This window comes from Bacillus sp. LSHTCR4, assembly GCF_057197025.1.
On record NZ_JBXUNO010000002.1, the window covers coordinates 751,652 to 765,845 of the forward strand.

19 protein-coding genes are annotated in these 14,194 nt (G+C 35.9%); 15 read left to right on the forward strand and 4 right to left on the reverse strand.

Features of this window, described 5'->3' with window-relative positions:
* The first annotated feature begins 10 nt into the window (after window positions 1-10).
* The 6 genes from spoVAC (at window position 11) to AC2CGR_RS17725 (ending at window position 4,788) form a co-directional block, all read left to right on the forward strand.
* Window positions 11-469: a stage V sporulation protein AC gene (gene spoVAC / locus AC2CGR_RS17700; protein ID WP_061658850.1), complete on the forward strand. Its 459-nt coding sequence runs from the start codon at window positions 11-13 to the stop codon at window positions 467-469.
* A gap of 13 nt (window positions 470-482) precedes the next feature.
* Complete coding sequence (gene spoVAD / locus AC2CGR_RS17705; protein ID WP_087966162.1) at window positions 483-1,499, forward strand: stage V sporulation protein AD; 1,017 nt, start codon at window positions 483-485, stop codon at window positions 1,497-1,499.
* A 3-nt stretch (window positions 1,500-1,502) separates the two neighbouring features.
* The gene (spoVAE, locus tag AC2CGR_RS17710; RefSeq protein WP_029439815.1) at window positions 1,503-1,853 is read left to right on the forward strand and encodes a stage V sporulation protein AE; all 351 of its coding nucleotides are present in this window, start codon (window positions 1,503-1,505) and stop codon (window positions 1,851-1,853) included.
* Window positions 1,854-1,858: 5 nt separating this feature from the next.
* Window positions 1,859-2,428: a stage V sporulation protein SpoVABEA gene (gene spoVAEA / locus AC2CGR_RS17715; RefSeq protein ID WP_029439814.1), complete on the forward strand. Its 570-nt coding sequence runs from the start codon at window positions 1,859-1,861 to the stop codon at window positions 2,426-2,428.
* Complete coding sequence (gene spoVAF / locus AC2CGR_RS17720; protein ID WP_087966164.1) at window positions 2,415-3,887, forward strand: spore germination protein SpoVAF; 1,473 nt, start codon at window positions 2,415-2,417, stop codon at window positions 3,885-3,887. Before spoVAEA ends, spoVAF begins: the two co-directional genes overlap by 14 nt.
* A 97-nt stretch (window positions 3,888-3,984) precedes the next feature.
* The gene (locus tag AC2CGR_RS17725) at window positions 3,985-4,788 is read left to right on the forward strand and encodes a Cof-type HAD-IIB family hydrolase (RefSeq protein WP_131100691.1); all 804 of its coding nucleotides are present in this window, start codon (window positions 3,985-3,987) and stop codon (window positions 4,786-4,788) included.
* 31 nt (window positions 4,789-4,819) lie between these two features.
* Here AC2CGR_RS17725 and AC2CGR_RS17730 read toward each other — a convergent pair whose 3' ends face one another.
* A complete protein-coding gene (locus AC2CGR_RS17730) occupies window positions 4,820-5,686 on the reverse strand; it encodes a DUF1002 domain-containing protein (RefSeq protein WP_000850502.1) in 867 nt (288 codons plus the stop codon).
* Window positions 5,687-5,873: 187 nt separating this feature from the next.
* Here AC2CGR_RS17730 and AC2CGR_RS17735 point away from each other — a divergent pair, with 187 nt between their 5' ends.
* The 3 genes from AC2CGR_RS17735 (at window position 5,874) to ribT (ending at window position 7,149) form a co-directional block, all read left to right on the forward strand.
* Window positions 5,874-6,311, forward strand: coding sequence for a peptidylprolyl isomerase (locus tag AC2CGR_RS17735; protein ID WP_000853783.1), 438 nt, complete (start codon window positions 5,874-5,876; stop codon window positions 6,309-6,311).
* Window positions 6,312-6,529: 218 nt separating this feature from the next.
* The gene (locus AC2CGR_RS17740) at window positions 6,530-6,712 is read left to right on the forward strand and encodes a hypothetical protein (RefSeq protein ID WP_033677996.1); all 183 of its coding nucleotides are present in this window, start codon (window positions 6,530-6,532) and stop codon (window positions 6,710-6,712) included.
* Window positions 6,713-6,780: 68 nt separating this feature from the next.
* On the forward strand, window positions 6,781-7,149 hold the full coding sequence (gene ribT, locus AC2CGR_RS17745) for a GNAT family N-acetyltransferase RibT (RefSeq protein ID WP_000908397.1): 369 nt from the start codon (window positions 6,781-6,783) through the stop codon (window positions 7,147-7,149).
* A gap of 20 nt (window positions 7,150-7,169) precedes the next feature.
* On the opposite strand, the gene AC2CGR_RS17750 is transcribed toward ribT, so the two are convergent.
* Window positions 7,170-7,688 (reverse strand): DUF309 domain-containing protein, encoded by a 519-nt coding sequence (locus AC2CGR_RS17750; protein ID WP_087966167.1) that lies wholly within the window; start codon window positions 7,686-7,688, stop codon window positions 7,170-7,172.
* A gap of 98 nt (window positions 7,689-7,786) precedes the next feature.
* Complete coding sequence (locus AC2CGR_RS17755) at window positions 7,787-7,882, reverse strand: YjcZ family sporulation protein (protein ID WP_000510194.1); 96 nt, start codon at window positions 7,880-7,882, stop codon at window positions 7,787-7,789.
* Window positions 7,883-8,051: 169 nt separating this feature from the next.
* On the opposite strand from AC2CGR_RS17755, the gene scpA reads away from it, so the two are divergent.
* The 6 genes from scpA (at window position 8,052) to phnF (ending at window position 13,312) form a co-directional block, all read left to right on the forward strand.
* The gene (gene scpA / locus AC2CGR_RS17760; RefSeq protein ID WP_001199758.1) at window positions 8,052-8,795 is read left to right on the forward strand and encodes a segregation/condensation protein A; all 744 of its coding nucleotides are present in this window, start codon (window positions 8,052-8,054) and stop codon (window positions 8,793-8,795) included.
* Between the two features lie 158 nt (window positions 8,796-8,953).
* A complete protein-coding gene (gene scpB, locus AC2CGR_RS17765; RefSeq protein ID WP_087966169.1) occupies window positions 8,954-9,526 on the forward strand; it encodes a segregation/condensation protein ScpB in 573 nt (190 codons plus the stop codon).
* A gap of 78 nt (window positions 9,527-9,604) precedes the next feature.
* Window positions 9,605-10,507, forward strand: a complete 903-nt coding sequence (locus AC2CGR_RS17770; protein WP_087966172.1) for a ComEC/Rec2 family competence protein — start codon at window positions 9,605-9,607, stop codon at window positions 10,505-10,507.
* A gap of 208 nt (window positions 10,508-10,715) precedes the next feature.
* Entirely contained in the window at window positions 10,716-11,858 is a 1,143-nt protein-coding gene (gene nagA / locus AC2CGR_RS17775) for an N-acetylglucosamine-6-phosphate deacetylase (RefSeq protein WP_087966479.1), read from the forward strand.
* A 4-nt stretch (window positions 11,859-11,862) separates the two neighbouring features.
* The gene (gene nagB, locus AC2CGR_RS17780) at window positions 11,863-12,651 is read left to right on the forward strand and encodes a glucosamine-6-phosphate deaminase (RefSeq protein ID WP_001024206.1); all 789 of its coding nucleotides are present in this window, start codon (window positions 11,863-11,865) and stop codon (window positions 12,649-12,651) included.
* The gene (gene phnF / locus AC2CGR_RS17785; RefSeq protein WP_002194085.1) at window positions 12,581-13,312 is read left to right on the forward strand and encodes a phosphonate metabolism transcriptional regulator PhnF; all 732 of its coding nucleotides are present in this window, start codon (window positions 12,581-12,583) and stop codon (window positions 13,310-13,312) included. The genes nagB and phnF overlap by 71 nt, the downstream gene beginning before the upstream one ends.
* Before the next feature lie 70 nt (window positions 13,313-13,382).
* Here the strand turns inward: phnF and AC2CGR_RS17790 are convergent, their stop codons facing one another.
* On the reverse strand, window positions 13,383-14,189 hold the full coding sequence (locus AC2CGR_RS17790; protein WP_042875481.1) for a Cof-type HAD-IIB family hydrolase: 807 nt from the start codon (window positions 14,187-14,189) through the stop codon (window positions 13,383-13,385).
* Window positions 14,190-14,194 lie beyond the last annotated feature (5 nt).

Here is a 14,194-nt window from a genome sequence, read left to right on the forward strand (position 1 = left end):
AAATATATAAATGACAGGACGAAAACTAAAGGATGATTACGTAAATAGAGTGAAGGAATACCATCCGAAACCAAATTATTTTATTAATTGTGTTAAGGCATTTCTTGTAGGTGGACTCATTTGTACAATCGGGGAAGTATTGATGAAATTTTATATACATTATTTTCATTTCAGTGAACAAGAGGCAGGAAACCCAACAGTTGCAACTCTTGTACTATTATCGGCGATTTTAACAGGTTGTGGTGTATATGATAAAATCGGTCAATTTGCTGGAGCAGGATCGGCCGTACCTGTTACGGGATTTGCGAATTCTATGGCGAGTGCTGCGCTAGAGCATAAAAGTGAAGGAATTGTGCTTGGGGTTGCTACAAACATGTTTAAGCTAGCGGGAAGTGTAATCGTTTTTGGGGTTGTTGGGGCATACATTATTGGATTAATAAGATATACATTTCAAATTTTGATGTCCTAAAGGAGGGGCTAGTATGAGGTTGACAGGAAAGCAAACGTGGGTATTTCAAAATGACATTTATGTAAATGCAACCGGTACTGCTGTCGGTCCGAAAGAAGCTGAAGGCCCTCTTGGGAAGGATTTTGATATTTCATATGATGATTTACATTGCGGAGAGGAAAACTGGGAGCTGGCTGAACGAAGATTAATGTCAGATTCTATTCAACAAGTCATGCAAAAAGGAAATGTAGAAACATCACAAATTGATTTCTTTTTAGCGGGCGACTTATTAAATCAAACAGTAACAGCAAATTACGTTGCGCGTAAGTGGGGAATCCCTTTTTTAGGGATGTTTAGTGCTTGTGCGACTTCGATGGAGACTTTAGCAGTTGGATCAGCCTTTATAGACGGCGGATTCGCAAACCGTGTTTTAGCAACAGTAAGCAGTCATAATGCAACAGCTGAAAGACAGTTTCGTTATCCAACAGAGTATGGGGGACAAAAACCAGGAACAGCCAATTCCACTGTTACAGGTGCGGGATCCATATTAATTAGTAAAGAAAAAAGTGCTATTAAAATTACAGCGGCTACGATTGGAAAAGTGCAAGATTTAGGAATTGCGAATCCGTTAGATATGGGATCGGCGATGGCACCTGCTGCAGCTCATACAATTCAGCAGCATTTTGAAGATTTGAAGAGAAGTGCCAATGATTATGATTTGATTGTTACCGGTGATTTATCAGCTATTGGAACACCAATCGCGAAACAACTGTTACTGGAAGAAGGTTATGATATTGGGCATATATATAATGATTGCGGATTAATGATTTATGATTCGGGTCAAGAAGAAGTATTTGCTGGTGGTAGTGGTTGTGCTTGTTCAGCTGTTGTCACATACGGTCATTTATTAAGTGAGATGGAAAAAGGGAATTTACAACGAATTTTTGTCGTTGCTACTGGTGCGTTATTAAGCCCGATGATGATGCAGCAGAAAGAAACCATTCCAACAATTGCACATGGTGTCGTATTTGAGAGAGTGAAGGGAGAGTGAATTGTGGATTTTATATATGCATTTCTTGTAGGAGGCGCTATTTGTGTAGTTGGACAAGTATTGTTAGATTTCGCAAAGTTAACACCAGCCCATTTAATGGCTACCTTTGTAGTTATAGGAGCAGTTTTAGATGGATTTGGATTGTACGATAAGCTTATAAAGTTTGCTGGTGCTGGGGCGACAGTTCCTATTACAAGTTTTGGACATTCCCTATTACATGGAGCAATGCATGCAGCAGAAAAACACGGATATATAGGGATTGGTATGGGTATGTTTAGTTTAACGTCTGCAGGCATTTCTGCAGCAATATTATTTTCATTTTTTATAGCACTTATATGTAAACCGAAAGGATAAATCAAATGAGACGAAGGGTTATTTTGGTCACAGATGGAGATGAATATGCAAAGCGAACAATTGAGCTTTTAACAAAGGAATTTGGGGGAAGGTGTATTTCAGCATCACAAAGTAATCCAACCAAATTGACAGGGAAGAAAGTTGTTGAGCTTATTATGCAAACGCCATATGACCCTGTGTTTGTCATGTTTGATGACAGTGGATTTATTGGAGAAGGGTCTGGTGAAAAGGCTTTAAAATATGTAGCTACGCATAAACAAATTGATGTACTTGGGATTTTGGCAGTAGCGTCTAATACACACCATTGGGAATGGGCACGTGTAGATGTAAGCGTAGATCGGAACGGGAATTTAACGGAATATGGTGTTGATAAATTTGGACTTCCAGATGGTGAAATTGGCAGAATTAGCGGAGATACAATTTATTGTTTAGATGATTTGAATGTTCCCGTCATTGTTGGCGTTGGTGATATTGGTAAGATGTGTGGAAATGATGAATGGGAGAGAGGCTCACCAATTACGAAAAAAGCCATTCAGTTAATTTTGGAAAGGAGTGGGTTTTATGACGAAGCCTAAAAAAATAGATATCCCTATTTCAACTTTCATAAGTGACAATGAAAATTATTTAAAACAAACAGTTGGATTAGGCGTTACATTTGATGTTGGTATTCGTAAATTTCAAATTTTGAATAAAGAAATTGCTGTGTTATTTGTAAATGGACTTTGTGATACAAATTATATCATTCCTATTTTAGAAGAAGCTGTGGATACAAATGAAATAAGGGATGTTGAAGAAGATACTGTAAAGCTTTTAGAGAATCGTTTAATTCATCAGCAAGTAAGTAAAGTGAAAACGATGGATGAAGTAATGGTTCAAGCGTTATCAGGACTTATTATTATATTTGTGGAAGGCGAAACAGAAGCGTTTGCGATAGATGTTCGTAGCTATCCAGGGCGAACACCGACAGAGCCAGATACTGAAAAAGTAGTACGCGGTGCAAGGGATGGATTTGTTGAAAATATCGTTGTAAATACAGCGTTAATTCGTAGGAGAATTCGAGATCCACGTCTTCGAAATGAAATTATTCGAGTAGGGGATCGATCGCAAACGGATGTTTGTATTACATATGTACAAGATGTTGCAAATCCAGATTTAGTAAAGATCATAAAACAAGAATTAAATAACATCGATGTCGATGGCATTACGATGGCGGATAAAACAGTGGAAGAATTTGTTGTAAAGCAAAGCTATAATCCATTCCCGCTTATTCGATATACAGAAAGACCGGATGTAGCAGCAAATCATTTATTAGAAGGACATGTTCTAGTACTAGTTGATACATCACCGAGTGCTATGATTACGCCAACAACATATTTTCATCATTTACAGCATGCAGAAGAGTTTAGACAAAATCCAGCTGTCGGAACATTTTTACGTTGGGTACGCTTTTTAGGTGTCTTATTCTCCTTGTTTTTACTACCGTTTTGGTTAGTGTTTGTATTTGATCCAACTCTTTTACCGGCAAATCTTGCTTTTATTGGACCGACTAAGATGACACATTTACCAATTTTATTACAGGTGATAATGGCAGAAGTAGGACTTGAATTTTTAAGGATGGCAGCCATTCATACTCCAACGCCGTTATCGTCTGCAGCAGGATTAATTTCTGCCATATTAATTGGTCAAATAGCAATCGATGTAGGTTTGTTTGTACCAGAAGTTATTTTGTATGTAGCAGTTTCTATGATCGGTGCATATGCAACACCGAGTTATGAATTAGGGCTAGGGAATAAGGTTGGAAAATTATTTGTTATTATTTTAACAGGTCTCTTCCATGAGATGGGCTTTGTAATAGGTATGACGATATTAATTTTATTCTTAACATCGATTAAGAGTTTACAAACACCATACTTATGGCCATTTTTACCATTTGATTGGGGCGCATTAACAAAGATTTTACTTCGCCCAACGATGTCTAGTTTAAAAGTACGACCAAGTATTGTAAGACCTCAAAATGTAAAAAGACAAAAATAAACGGGATTATACCCCCGTTTATTTTTTTTAGCGAAAATTTATTATTTTTTAACAAAAATCAAACATTTTTTGTGTACACTTAGAGTAGATATTGTGTATGGAAGGGGAAGAGGACATGATTAAATTATTTGTAAGTGATTTAGATGACACGCTCGTTTACAATGTGAATCATATGCAAAAAGAAGATGAACGTGCAATTTGTTGGTTAGCTGAAAAAGGGACAAATATTTGTTTTGCCTCAGGCCGCTTTACCCACCGAATTGATGAAGTTGTAAATAGGTTTGAATTCCCATATTACACAACGAGTTTAAATGGAGCGACGATGTTACTACCGGATGGGAAAATATTTCATGAATCAAGTTTTGAAGATGGGATTGCCCAGGAAATATATCGATATATCCATAAAAAGGGACTAGCAGATATTGTTTGTGCAAATGAGCAACGGTATACAAAAAGAAAAAATGAACATCATCATAATTTTGAAACGTATATGGGCGTGCATATTGCTGAAATAGAAGCATTAGAAGAGGAATTTGGTAAAACTGTACATCCTGCGAAATTGTTTGTTTTTGGGGAAGAAGAGACAATTGAAGCATTAGATCAAGAATTACGAGATACATTTCAGAACGAAGCCGAAGTTTTTATGTCTGGTAAACGCTATGTTGACATTATGCCAAGGGGAGTAAGTAAAGGGAGCGCTTTAAGACGACTCATGGAACATTTGCAAATTGAAGCAAATGAAGTTGCATGCATTGGAGATTCTTTCAATGATATTTCTATGTTTGAAGTAACCCCGCATTCATTCACTCTGCATCATGCTCATCCATATGTGAAGGAGAAGGCAAATCATATAGTTCGTTCGGTTGAAGAAGCTATTATGAAATTGCCATTACTTGTATAAAAAAAGAAGCTCGTCAGTGACGAGCTTCTTTTTACTTGAATAACGATTTAACAAAATCAATGATACTTGAGAAGAAATCTTTAACTTTATCTAGGAAACTTTGCCCTTCTTCAGATCCTAAAAAGGCAGAAACGTGTTCTTTTGCTTTATTTAACTGACTGCCAACTTGATTCCAATCGATATTAAGATTTTTCATTTTATCAAATAGCGCAACTAAGTTATCTAACTGTTCATCCGTTAATGTAATACCAAGTTGATCCGCAATTTTTTTTATTAATGAACGTAAATCTTCAGTCGTTTTTGGCTGCTCTTTGGCAATTTCTTCTTTAATTTTTGCAACAAGTTGAACTGCTTTTTCTTCACCAATTTTATCGCCGAGCTGGGATGTTTGCACCATTTCTTCATTGGCTACTTTTTTTACTTCCTCAGGAATTGCTTTGTTTGATGTTGTTTCATAGGCTTTCATTAAACCAGTTAAAGCAGCAGTTCCAGAAACTTTAAATGGTGCAGTAATTTGAATTTCTGCATCTTTCACACCAGCTGTAATAAGTGCGTTTGTATACATTGCATCTGTTATTGAATTAATGTTTTTTGAACGTACAATAAGACCAGAACCTGGCTTTGTGTATGTGATCATAGAAGAGGAAATTGCTCTCGTACCAATTTGCGCTTTTGGAACAATCCCTTCTAGAAATTTATGTTCTTCCGCATTAGACACAGTAATGATTGTAGCATCTTTTGGTGCTTTCATTTCTTTTAACAGATCTTGTTTTTGTTGTTCAGACAAGTTTTCTCCTAGTGTAACAATTGATTCTCCTTCGATGATGTCTGCAAACGAAGCTGTTGGCATAATAAATACTGCTACAGCTAATAGCAGAGCTAGTAATTTCGTTTTCACGAAAAATCGCTCCCTTTCTCTTTCTAAAATTTTCGGGCAACACAGTTATTATAGTATATATTTTTTATTTGTCACCTAGCTTTTTCCACATTTCAAAAAAGAAGTATGTAGATTGTCGGATTCTTTTTGTTTCTAGTCATGAATGTGGTAATATAGTGCTGAGATAGTTGAAAGGAGACATATACGTATGAAAACTTTAGGATACATATTAATGGAAAATGGTGAAAAAATCGATTTAGAATTTTTCCCAGAAGAGGCACCAAAAACAGTAGAAAACTTTAAAAAACTAGCAGAGCAAGGATTTTATGATGGTGTGACATTCCACCGCGTTATTCCTGGCTTCGTAAGCCAAGGTGGAGATCCAACAGGAACAGGTGCAGGTGGCCCAGGTTACTCTATCCCATGTGAAACTGATGGAAATCCTCATAGACACCTTGTAGGATCACTTTCTATGGCTCATGCTGGCCGTAACACAGGCGGTAGCCAATTCTTTATCGTTCATGAGCCACAGCCACACTTAGATGGTGTACATACTGTATTTGGTAAAGCAACAAGCGGTATCGAAACAGTATTAAACATGCGTCAAGGTGATGTAATGAAAGAAGTTAAAGTTTGGGAAGAATAAGTTAATGAGAAAAGAGAGCTATTGCTCTCTTTTTTATTTTTAATAGGAATGGGTATTTCATTTACGGTACATGATACAAGTAGTAATGTGATTGTAGTGAAAATATGTCGCTTATGAGAACAAAATTTTAACAAATTACATAGAATACATTAGATTACATGTTTCAATAAAGATTTTTTATTATATTAATTTTGCTAGAATTCACCTGTTCTAAGGTGATGAATAGTGAAGTGATAATGAGTGGTGGATGTTTCTTTTCACTTTCATATAACAGCGTTTCTTCTTTTATCTACTTAGAAAAAATAGTAATGAAACGTATATTTGACTTTCTTCTTTTCGCTTTGTATGATTATCAAGTTGTTTTAAGCTCTTCTCACTCTGTTGAAAATATTGTAAAATGAATGTGATATGAAAAGAGTGATTGAGGGGATTTAATAGTTTGTAACTTTTGTAAGAAGGGATAAGGGTTATGTTAATTCGTTTTAAAAAAAGTTATGAAAAGATTGCAATGGGGCTTCTTTCATTTATGCCAACTGAAAAAGATGTGAAAACATTACAATTGACTATGAAAGATTATGAAGCAAAGGATGATTGGCAATTGTATTTGTGGAAACAAAACGAAGATTTTGTTGGGATAATGGGGATTGTAAAAAAAGAGAATCAAGTTTTGGAAATTCAGCATTTGAGTGTGAACCCGTCTCACCGTCATATGGGTATTGGGACGAAGATGGTTCAAGAATTAAAGAGTAAATTTCTTGAGTTTACAATTTGCGGAAACGAGCAAACAGCAAGTTTTTGCAAAAAGTGTAAAGGGCTTGAACAAAATATACATTCGTGAAAGCAGAGATAAGTAGTTTATTATCTCTGCTTTCTTTTTTGTAATTGTTCGTTTCGTTCAGCAATGACTTCAGTTCGATCACGTAATGTGTGTTTATGTATTATATATTCACTAGAAGTAGCATCCACGTCTTTCCAAGGAAGGTTTTGTTTCTGACATAATTCTATGCAGTGCTTTTCTAATGTTGTATCCGACAATGGTAAAAATAACGGTGTAAAACCTTCTTCTTTCTGGATAGATTGCAATTTATCTTTGAGCAAGAATAGAAGTTGTGCCTCATTTATTCCTAAACGAAGTAAATGTGCACTGTTTTTTTCTAAAATCGTTATGGCGCTTTTCATCATCTTCTCTGCGCCATTCCAGTTAGAGCGTCTGTGATGGTATAAAGAAACTGCAATTTGAATGAGGCCGACTAAATAATTATCACGATTTCCTCTTGGTTTTGTTTTCCAATATTCTTCCAGTATTTCGTGGCATTCAAAATAATCATAATCTCCGTGAAAATGAATTAAAAACTGTATGTATTCGGTAGGATACATTTTCTTCGCCCCTATCTAACGGTTATAAATATAAGTTTATCATAGAAATATGAACAATAAACGACTAGGGAATTTCTCCCTAGCCGTTATTGTTCATATTAGCAGAAGCAAGCTGCTCCTACAATAATTAGTAAAATAAACAATACAACAAGTAATGCGAACCCACCGCTAAAACCGCAATCAACGTGACCCATAGTTTTTTGACCTCCTACATTGTTCTTACTACACTGTTATCATATGAAGTGGTGGGCATGATGCCATAGGCATAGGTCTATTTTTAATTAAATTTCTTAAAAAGGTTGGATAGAACATGAGTATGCTCTATACTTATGTTGTTATAGAAAAAATGTGGTGGGATGCTTTGTGCAGTATAATTTTAAAGTAGAGGCTTTTGAAGGGCCTTTAGATTTATTGTTACATTTAATACATCGTTATGAAATTGATATATATAATATTCCTGTAGCGGAAATTACAGAGCAATATTTATCTTATGTTCATACGATGAAAGAACTACAATTAGATGTTGCAAGTGAGTATTTGGTAATGGCTGCAACGTTATTGCAAATTAAAAGTAAAATGTTGTTGCCGAAACATGAAGAAGATGTACTTGATAACGGTGATGACTTTATAGATGATCCTCGTCAAGAATTGATGGAGAGGTTAATTGAATATAAGAAATATAAGCAAGTTGCTACTGAACTAAAAGAAAGAGAACAAGAAAGAGCACAGCTATATACACGTCCGCCAATTGATTTTACATCGTTGCAACAAGAAGAGGAGACAAACTTGCCTCTTGATGTTACGTTATATGATATGCTAGCGGCATTTCAAAAATTAATGCGCCGTAAAAAAGCAAAGAAGCCTGTGACAACACGTATTACTCGTCAAGAAATACCAATTGAACAGCGCATGACTGATATTTTAAAGCAGTTAGAAATACAAGGTGGTCGTCAAAGTTTTTATGATTTGTTTGTTGATGATGAACGGGAAATAATGGTTGTAACATTTTTAGCGGTTCTTGAGCTTATGAAAAATCAACAAATCATAATTGAACAAGAACATAATTTTGATGAAATTTTCGTATCAAGCTATACTAAATCTGCATAGAGTTAGTATGGAAAATGGGATAGAAATATTATATCTCATGCTAGGTTTGAATGTATCGTTTGGAACAAGAGAAAAAATATTGAACCGAACGCATTGATTGTGATTCGGTTTTTTGATGTGTATTTTTATGGAGAAAATAGGAGGAAGGAGCTCGTAAAATGGATAGAACAGAACAGAAATCAATCATTGAAGGGCTTTTATTTGTTTCTGGTGATGAAGGGATTTATCCTGAACAAATAGCAAAAGTCCTTGAAATTGAAGGAAACGAAGTAATCAATATTTTAGAAGAAATGCAAAAAGAATGTGAAGGTGCACACCGCGGTTTGCAAATTGTACAGTATGCAAAAGTATATCGTTTTGCTACAAAGAAAGAACATGCGTCGTACTATCAAAAACTAATAGATATCCCAACAGCTGCTTCACTCTCTCAGGCAGCGCTAGAAACGTTAGCGATTGTTGCATATCGTCAACCCATTACAAGAACTGAAATGGAAGAGATTAGAGGGGTAAAAACCGATAAGGCGTTACAAACGTTAGTGTCACACTTACTTATAAAAGAAATGGGAAGAGCAGAAGGACCTGGGCGTCCTATTTTATATGGAACGACGAAAGAATTTTTGGACACGTTTGGATTAAAAACATTAGATGATTTACCTTCGCTTTCTGAAGAAAACGAACAAATGAATGAAGCGGATTTATTCTTCGGTTCTTTACAAGAGATATCGAAATAAAAGCTTAGCATTTTGCTAAGCTTTTTTTGTATATCAATTATATACCGTGCCATACTAATTGAAAAAAGGAGACGAGTTATGAGAGGTATACGGAGTGTTTTGTTATTAGTTTCTGTTTTGTTATGCTTTTCTTTAAATAGTACATCGGCTAAAAGGTATATGATGTCTATTCATACTGCGTCTCCTTTACATATGCAGCGGCAACATTTTGGTAAAATGAAAGTGAGTTTCTTAAAAGTTGGACAAGGTGATGCAACACTTATTACATTGCCAAATGGACAAACGATGTTAATTGATGGAGGACCTTATGAAGCTGGTGAGGTTATCATCCAAAAGCTAATTGAAAAAGGAATTAACCATTTAGATGCTATCGTCAGTACTCATCCTGACATGGATCATATTGGAGGGCTCATTCCGATTGTAGAGCAAATGCCGGTATCACTTATATTAGATAGTGGAAAAACATATAGTTCTCTTACTTATCATACGTATCGAAATAACATAAAGAAAAGGGGAATCCCTTTCATTTTAGTAAAAGAGGGCCAATACATACCGCTAGATCCGCATGTTTCCATACAAGTATTGAACAATGGGAAGTCCAAAGATGAAAATAATGAATCTTCAATTGTATTAAAGGTTCGGTATGGTAAGGCAGATTTTTTACTAATGGGTGATGCAGATGTGCGGACGGAAACGGAAATATTAAAGCAATTTGATGTACATGCAGATGTGTTAAAGGTGGGACATCATGGCTCATATACTTCAACAAGTGAAAGGTTTATAAAGAAGGTAGAACCACAGTTCGCAATTCTTTCTTATGGTAGCCGAAATCCGTATGGACATCCGCATCAAAGTGTAGTGAGACGATTAAAACAGCGTGGTATAATGATGTATGGAACAAATAGACGTACAGTAGAAATGGAAACAGACGGCGAACATATTACAATAGGGTCTAGCGGATTAATGCCATTACTTAAGTGATTCATACGTTAGATGATATAGTTCCTTTTTGGAAAAAATGAATAACATATATTATAATTGTGAGAGACGTACAAAGCTTCCTTTTTGTTAAGCAAAGAGGAAATTTCATTAGAATGTATAGACAACTACTCGTGCATATATTAAGATGGAATTAGGCGAATAAGGTAATAATAACAAGTAGGTATTTCATGGGAAAGGATCGATGAAAATGAAAACGCAAGTTGTCATCAATGCCAAAATTTATACAGGTCAAGAAGTAGTAGAAAATGGATTTATTCGTTACGCAGAAACAATTAAAGAAATTGGTTTGATGGCTCAATATGTATCACAAGAAAATGAAACTGTTTTAGATGCGGCAGGGAAGATTGTGATTCCAGGTATGATTGATGTTCATATTCATGGTGGATACGATATTGATGCGATGGATGCAAATAGCGATGGGTTAGTAACTCTAGGGAAAGAAATGTTAAAAGAAGGAGTTACAACTTACTTCCCAACAACAATGACACAAGCTCCAGAAGCAATCGAAGCAGCACTACATGCTGCGAAGGAAGCGAAAGAAAAAGGAGCACATTTCGAATATATTCACTTAGAAGGACCGTATGTTTCAAAAAAACGTGCAGGTGCACAACCACTTGAACATATTGTTCCTGCGAATATTGAACAATTTAAACAATGGCAGGAAGCAAGCGGAAATCTAATTAAATTAGTAACATACGCACCTGAAGAAGAAGGAGCGTTAGAGTTTGAGCAGTATCTTGCTGAAACTGGTGTTGTCGGCACAATGGGGCATACAGATGCAATTGATGCGCAACTAAAAAATAGAAACATTACACATGCAACGCATTTATACAATCAAATGCGTGGATTACATCACCGTGAACCAGGAGTTGTTGGTCATGTGTTATTAAATCCAGAGGTAATGGTTGAAGTAATTACAGATGGTATTCACATTCACCCTGATATGGTGAAATTAGCATATAAATTAAAAGGACCGAAAAAAGTAAGTGTTATTACTGACGCAATGCGTGCAAAAGGTCTTGAAGATGGGTTATATGAGCTTGGCGGACAGCCAGTACATGTAAAAGATGGTAGTGCTCGATTAGAAGATGGAACGTTAGCTGGTAGTATTCTAAAAATGGATCAAGCTTTCCGAAACGTAATTGAATTTACAGGTTGTTCAATCGAAGATGCAGTACTAATGACATCAGTGAACCAAGCAGAAGAGTTTGGATTAAATAATAAAGGTGCATTAGCGGTAGGAAAAGATGCAGACTTTGTTGTGATGAATGAAGATTTACATGTATATGATACGGTTCGTTTAGGAATTCATATGAAGGAAGGGAAGTAATTAAATGAATATTCTTGTTGTAAAAACTCCAGAAGAACTAGCAGAAGCAGGTTATAAATTAATTGAAGAAGTTGTAAAAACAAAAGAAAATCCAACATTAGGAATGGCTACAGGAAGCTCTCCATTAGGTATTTATGCAGAAATGCGAAAAAATAAACTTGATACAAGCCGTGTAACCACTGTAAACTTAGATGAGTACGTAAATTTACCACATGAAGATAAAAACAGCTATCACTATTTCATGCAAGAACAGTTGTTTGATCATCTTCCATTTAAACAAACTTATGTACCAAACGGGATGGCAAGTGATTTAGAGGAAGAGTGCAAACGTTACGAGGGCATTCTAGCTGCTAACCCAGTTGACCTACAGATTCTTGGAATCGGTGAAAACGGTCACATCGGATTTAACGAACCAGGAACACCGTTTAATTCTCCAACAAACATTGTTGAATTAACAGAATCTACACGCCAAGCAAACCTTCGCTTCTTCGAAAAAGAAGAAGATGTGCCAACTCATGCAATTACAATGGGAATTGGAAGCATTATGAAAGCGAAACAAATTCTACTTGTTGCTATGGGTTCTAAAAAGGCAGAAGCTGTTAAAGAATTATTGCAAGGTGCATATAGTGAAGCGTGTCCTGCTACAGTTTTACAACGTCATCCGAATGTAACCGTAATCGCTGATCAAGAAGCTCTATCTTTATGCAGTGAGGCGATTGCTGATGAACATCGACAAGTATTCACCATTTCCGATCTATTATCAGATTCAAGAGTGGGTGAAACAGCTAATTGAGGACGGCGAATGGAAGCCGGGAGATAAAATCCCATCTGAGAATGAACTTTGCGATAAGTTCGAAGTGAGTCGTATGACAATCAGACAGGCGATTAATAATTTAGTGGAACAAGGTTATTTATATCGGAAACGTGGAATCGGTACGTTTGTCCAACTTCCGAAAGTGGAACAAAAATTGCAAGGAATGACAGGATTCACAGAAGATATGATTTCTCGTGGGATGAACCCAAGTAGTCAATTACTAAGTTTCCGCCTAGTTCCAGCTACTGCGAAAATAGCAGACCGGCTGAGAATACAGGAGGGAGAGTCGGTTTATGAAGTGAGGCGTATTCGCTTAGCTGATGATGAGCCGATTGCTTTTGAGACGACATATTTGTCGCCAGCTCTTGTAAAAGATATTAACGAAGAAATATTGCAACAATCTTTATATGAACATTTAGAGAAAAAACTGGGCTTTAAACTTGTTAGCGCTACTCAATCAATTGAAGCTTCAATTGCAACGGATAATGAAGCGGAACATCTGCATATTCCTAAAAAGGCGCCAGTGCTTGTAATGCGTCAATGGTCATATTCAGAAGGTGAAGTACCGTTAGAGTATGTGAAATGTATTTATCGTGGGGATCGTTATAAGTTTATTACAAACATCGCACGTAACAAATAATATATTTCAGTTTGTGAAGTACAGTAAATGTCAAATTGTTTAACATGTAAAGAAAAAATACGACTCATCCTTACAAGGAGTGAGTCGTATTTTTATTATGAGCAATTACGTGGTTAACAGCATCTTTAACTGAATTTACTACATAGTGAGCGTGTTCTTTTACTGCGTCATCTGCTTGAGCCATAGCAAAACTGTGAGGAGTTAAAGAAAACATTGGAATATCATTATAAGAATCCCCTATGCAAGCAACTTCCTCTGGTTGTAATTGAAACTCTTTTAATAAAACAGAAATAGCAGAACCTTTACTAATATTAGGTGGCATTACATCTAAACATTGTTCTGCTGAAATGAAGGTACTAACTTTTCCATGGAATTTTTCATCAATTTTTTTCTGAAGGAGTTGTAAGCTCTCCTTTGTTCCACCGACAGAAATTTTATTTGGAAAAATTGTATCATCTATTTTCTGTAATAAATTTGGTTCTTCAACAGAAGTCATCGTTACTTGTTGCTCAAGTTCATGAATAAACGGTGTTTTCTCTTCAATGTAGTAATTATGTTCATCACTAACATAACGGAAATAAGGATCTTCATTCGTCATGTCTAACAACTCAGGAAGAATGCTGGAATCAAAAGTTGCAGATAATAGCTGCTTATTTTCATTTGTATATACAAAAACACCATTAACACTAATGCGATGGAAATTTGTATTTACAGCTTTCATTAAGTCTGCAATTTCATTATCAAGTCGGCCAGAAGCGAAACAAAGAATAACATTTTGCTCAGCGAGACTACGAAGTGCTACAATATCTTGTTCGTCAATTAAACCTCCGTGTTGCATCATTGTACCGTCGATATCACTTACAAACATTTTAATCATGTTGT

What these genes read in the sequence shown, in the direction of transcription:
- AC2CGR_RS17740 (WP_033677996.1), top strand. Translation starts at nt 6,530, where the DNA reads ATGAATAGTGAAGTGATAATGAGTGGTGGATGTTTCTTTTCACTTTCA.
- AC2CGR_RS17750 (WP_087966167.1), bottom strand. Translation starts at nt 7,688, where the DNA reads ATGTATCCTACCGAATACATACAGTTTTTAATTCATTTTCACGGAGAT.
- scpB (WP_087966169.1), top strand. Translation starts at nt 8,954, where the DNA reads ATGGATAGAACAGAACAGAAATCAATCATTGAAGGGCTTTTATTTGTT.
- AC2CGR_RS17770 (WP_087966172.1), top strand. Translation starts at nt 9,605, where the DNA reads ATGAGAGGTATACGGAGTGTTTTGTTATTAGTTTCTGTTTTGTTATGC.
- AC2CGR_RS17755 (WP_000510194.1), bottom strand. Translation starts at nt 7,882, where the DNA reads ATGGGTCACGTTGATTGCGGTTTTAGCGGTGGGTTCGCATTACTTGTT.
- spoVAF (WP_087966164.1), top strand. Translation starts at nt 2,415, where the DNA reads ATGACGAAGCCTAAAAAAATAGATATCCCTATTTCAACTTTCATAAGT.
- AC2CGR_RS17725 (WP_131100691.1), top strand. Translation starts at nt 3,985, where the DNA reads ATGGAAGGGGAAGAGGACATGATTAAATTATTTGTAAGTGATTTAGAT.
- spoVAEA (WP_029439814.1), top strand. Translation starts at nt 1,859, where the DNA reads ATGAGACGAAGGGTTATTTTGGTCACAGATGGAGATGAATATGCAAAG.
- nagA (WP_087966479.1), top strand. Translation starts at nt 10,716, where the DNA reads ATGAAAACGCAAGTTGTCATCAATGCCAAAATTTATACAGGTCAAGAA.
- phnF (WP_002194085.1), top strand. Translation starts at nt 12,581, where the DNA reads ATGAACATCGACAAGTATTCACCATTTCCGATCTATTATCAGATTCAA.
- nagB (WP_001024206.1), top strand. Translation starts at nt 11,863, where the DNA reads ATGAATATTCTTGTTGTAAAAACTCCAGAAGAACTAGCAGAAGCAGGT.
- AC2CGR_RS17735 (WP_000853783.1), top strand. Translation starts at nt 5,874, where the DNA reads ATGAAAACTTTAGGATACATATTAATGGAAAATGGTGAAAAAATCGAT.
- AC2CGR_RS17790 (WP_042875481.1), bottom strand. Translation starts at nt 14,189, where the DNA reads ATGATTAAAATGTTTGTAAGTGATATCGACGGTACAATGATGCAACAC.
- spoVAD (WP_087966162.1), top strand. Translation starts at nt 483, where the DNA reads ATGAGGTTGACAGGAAAGCAAACGTGGGTATTTCAAAATGACATTTAT.
- spoVAC (WP_061658850.1), top strand. Translation starts at nt 11, where the DNA reads ATGACAGGACGAAAACTAAAGGATGATTACGTAAATAGAGTGAAGGAA.
- ribT (WP_000908397.1), top strand. Translation starts at nt 6,781, where the DNA reads ATGTTAATTCGTTTTAAAAAAAGTTATGAAAAGATTGCAATGGGGCTT.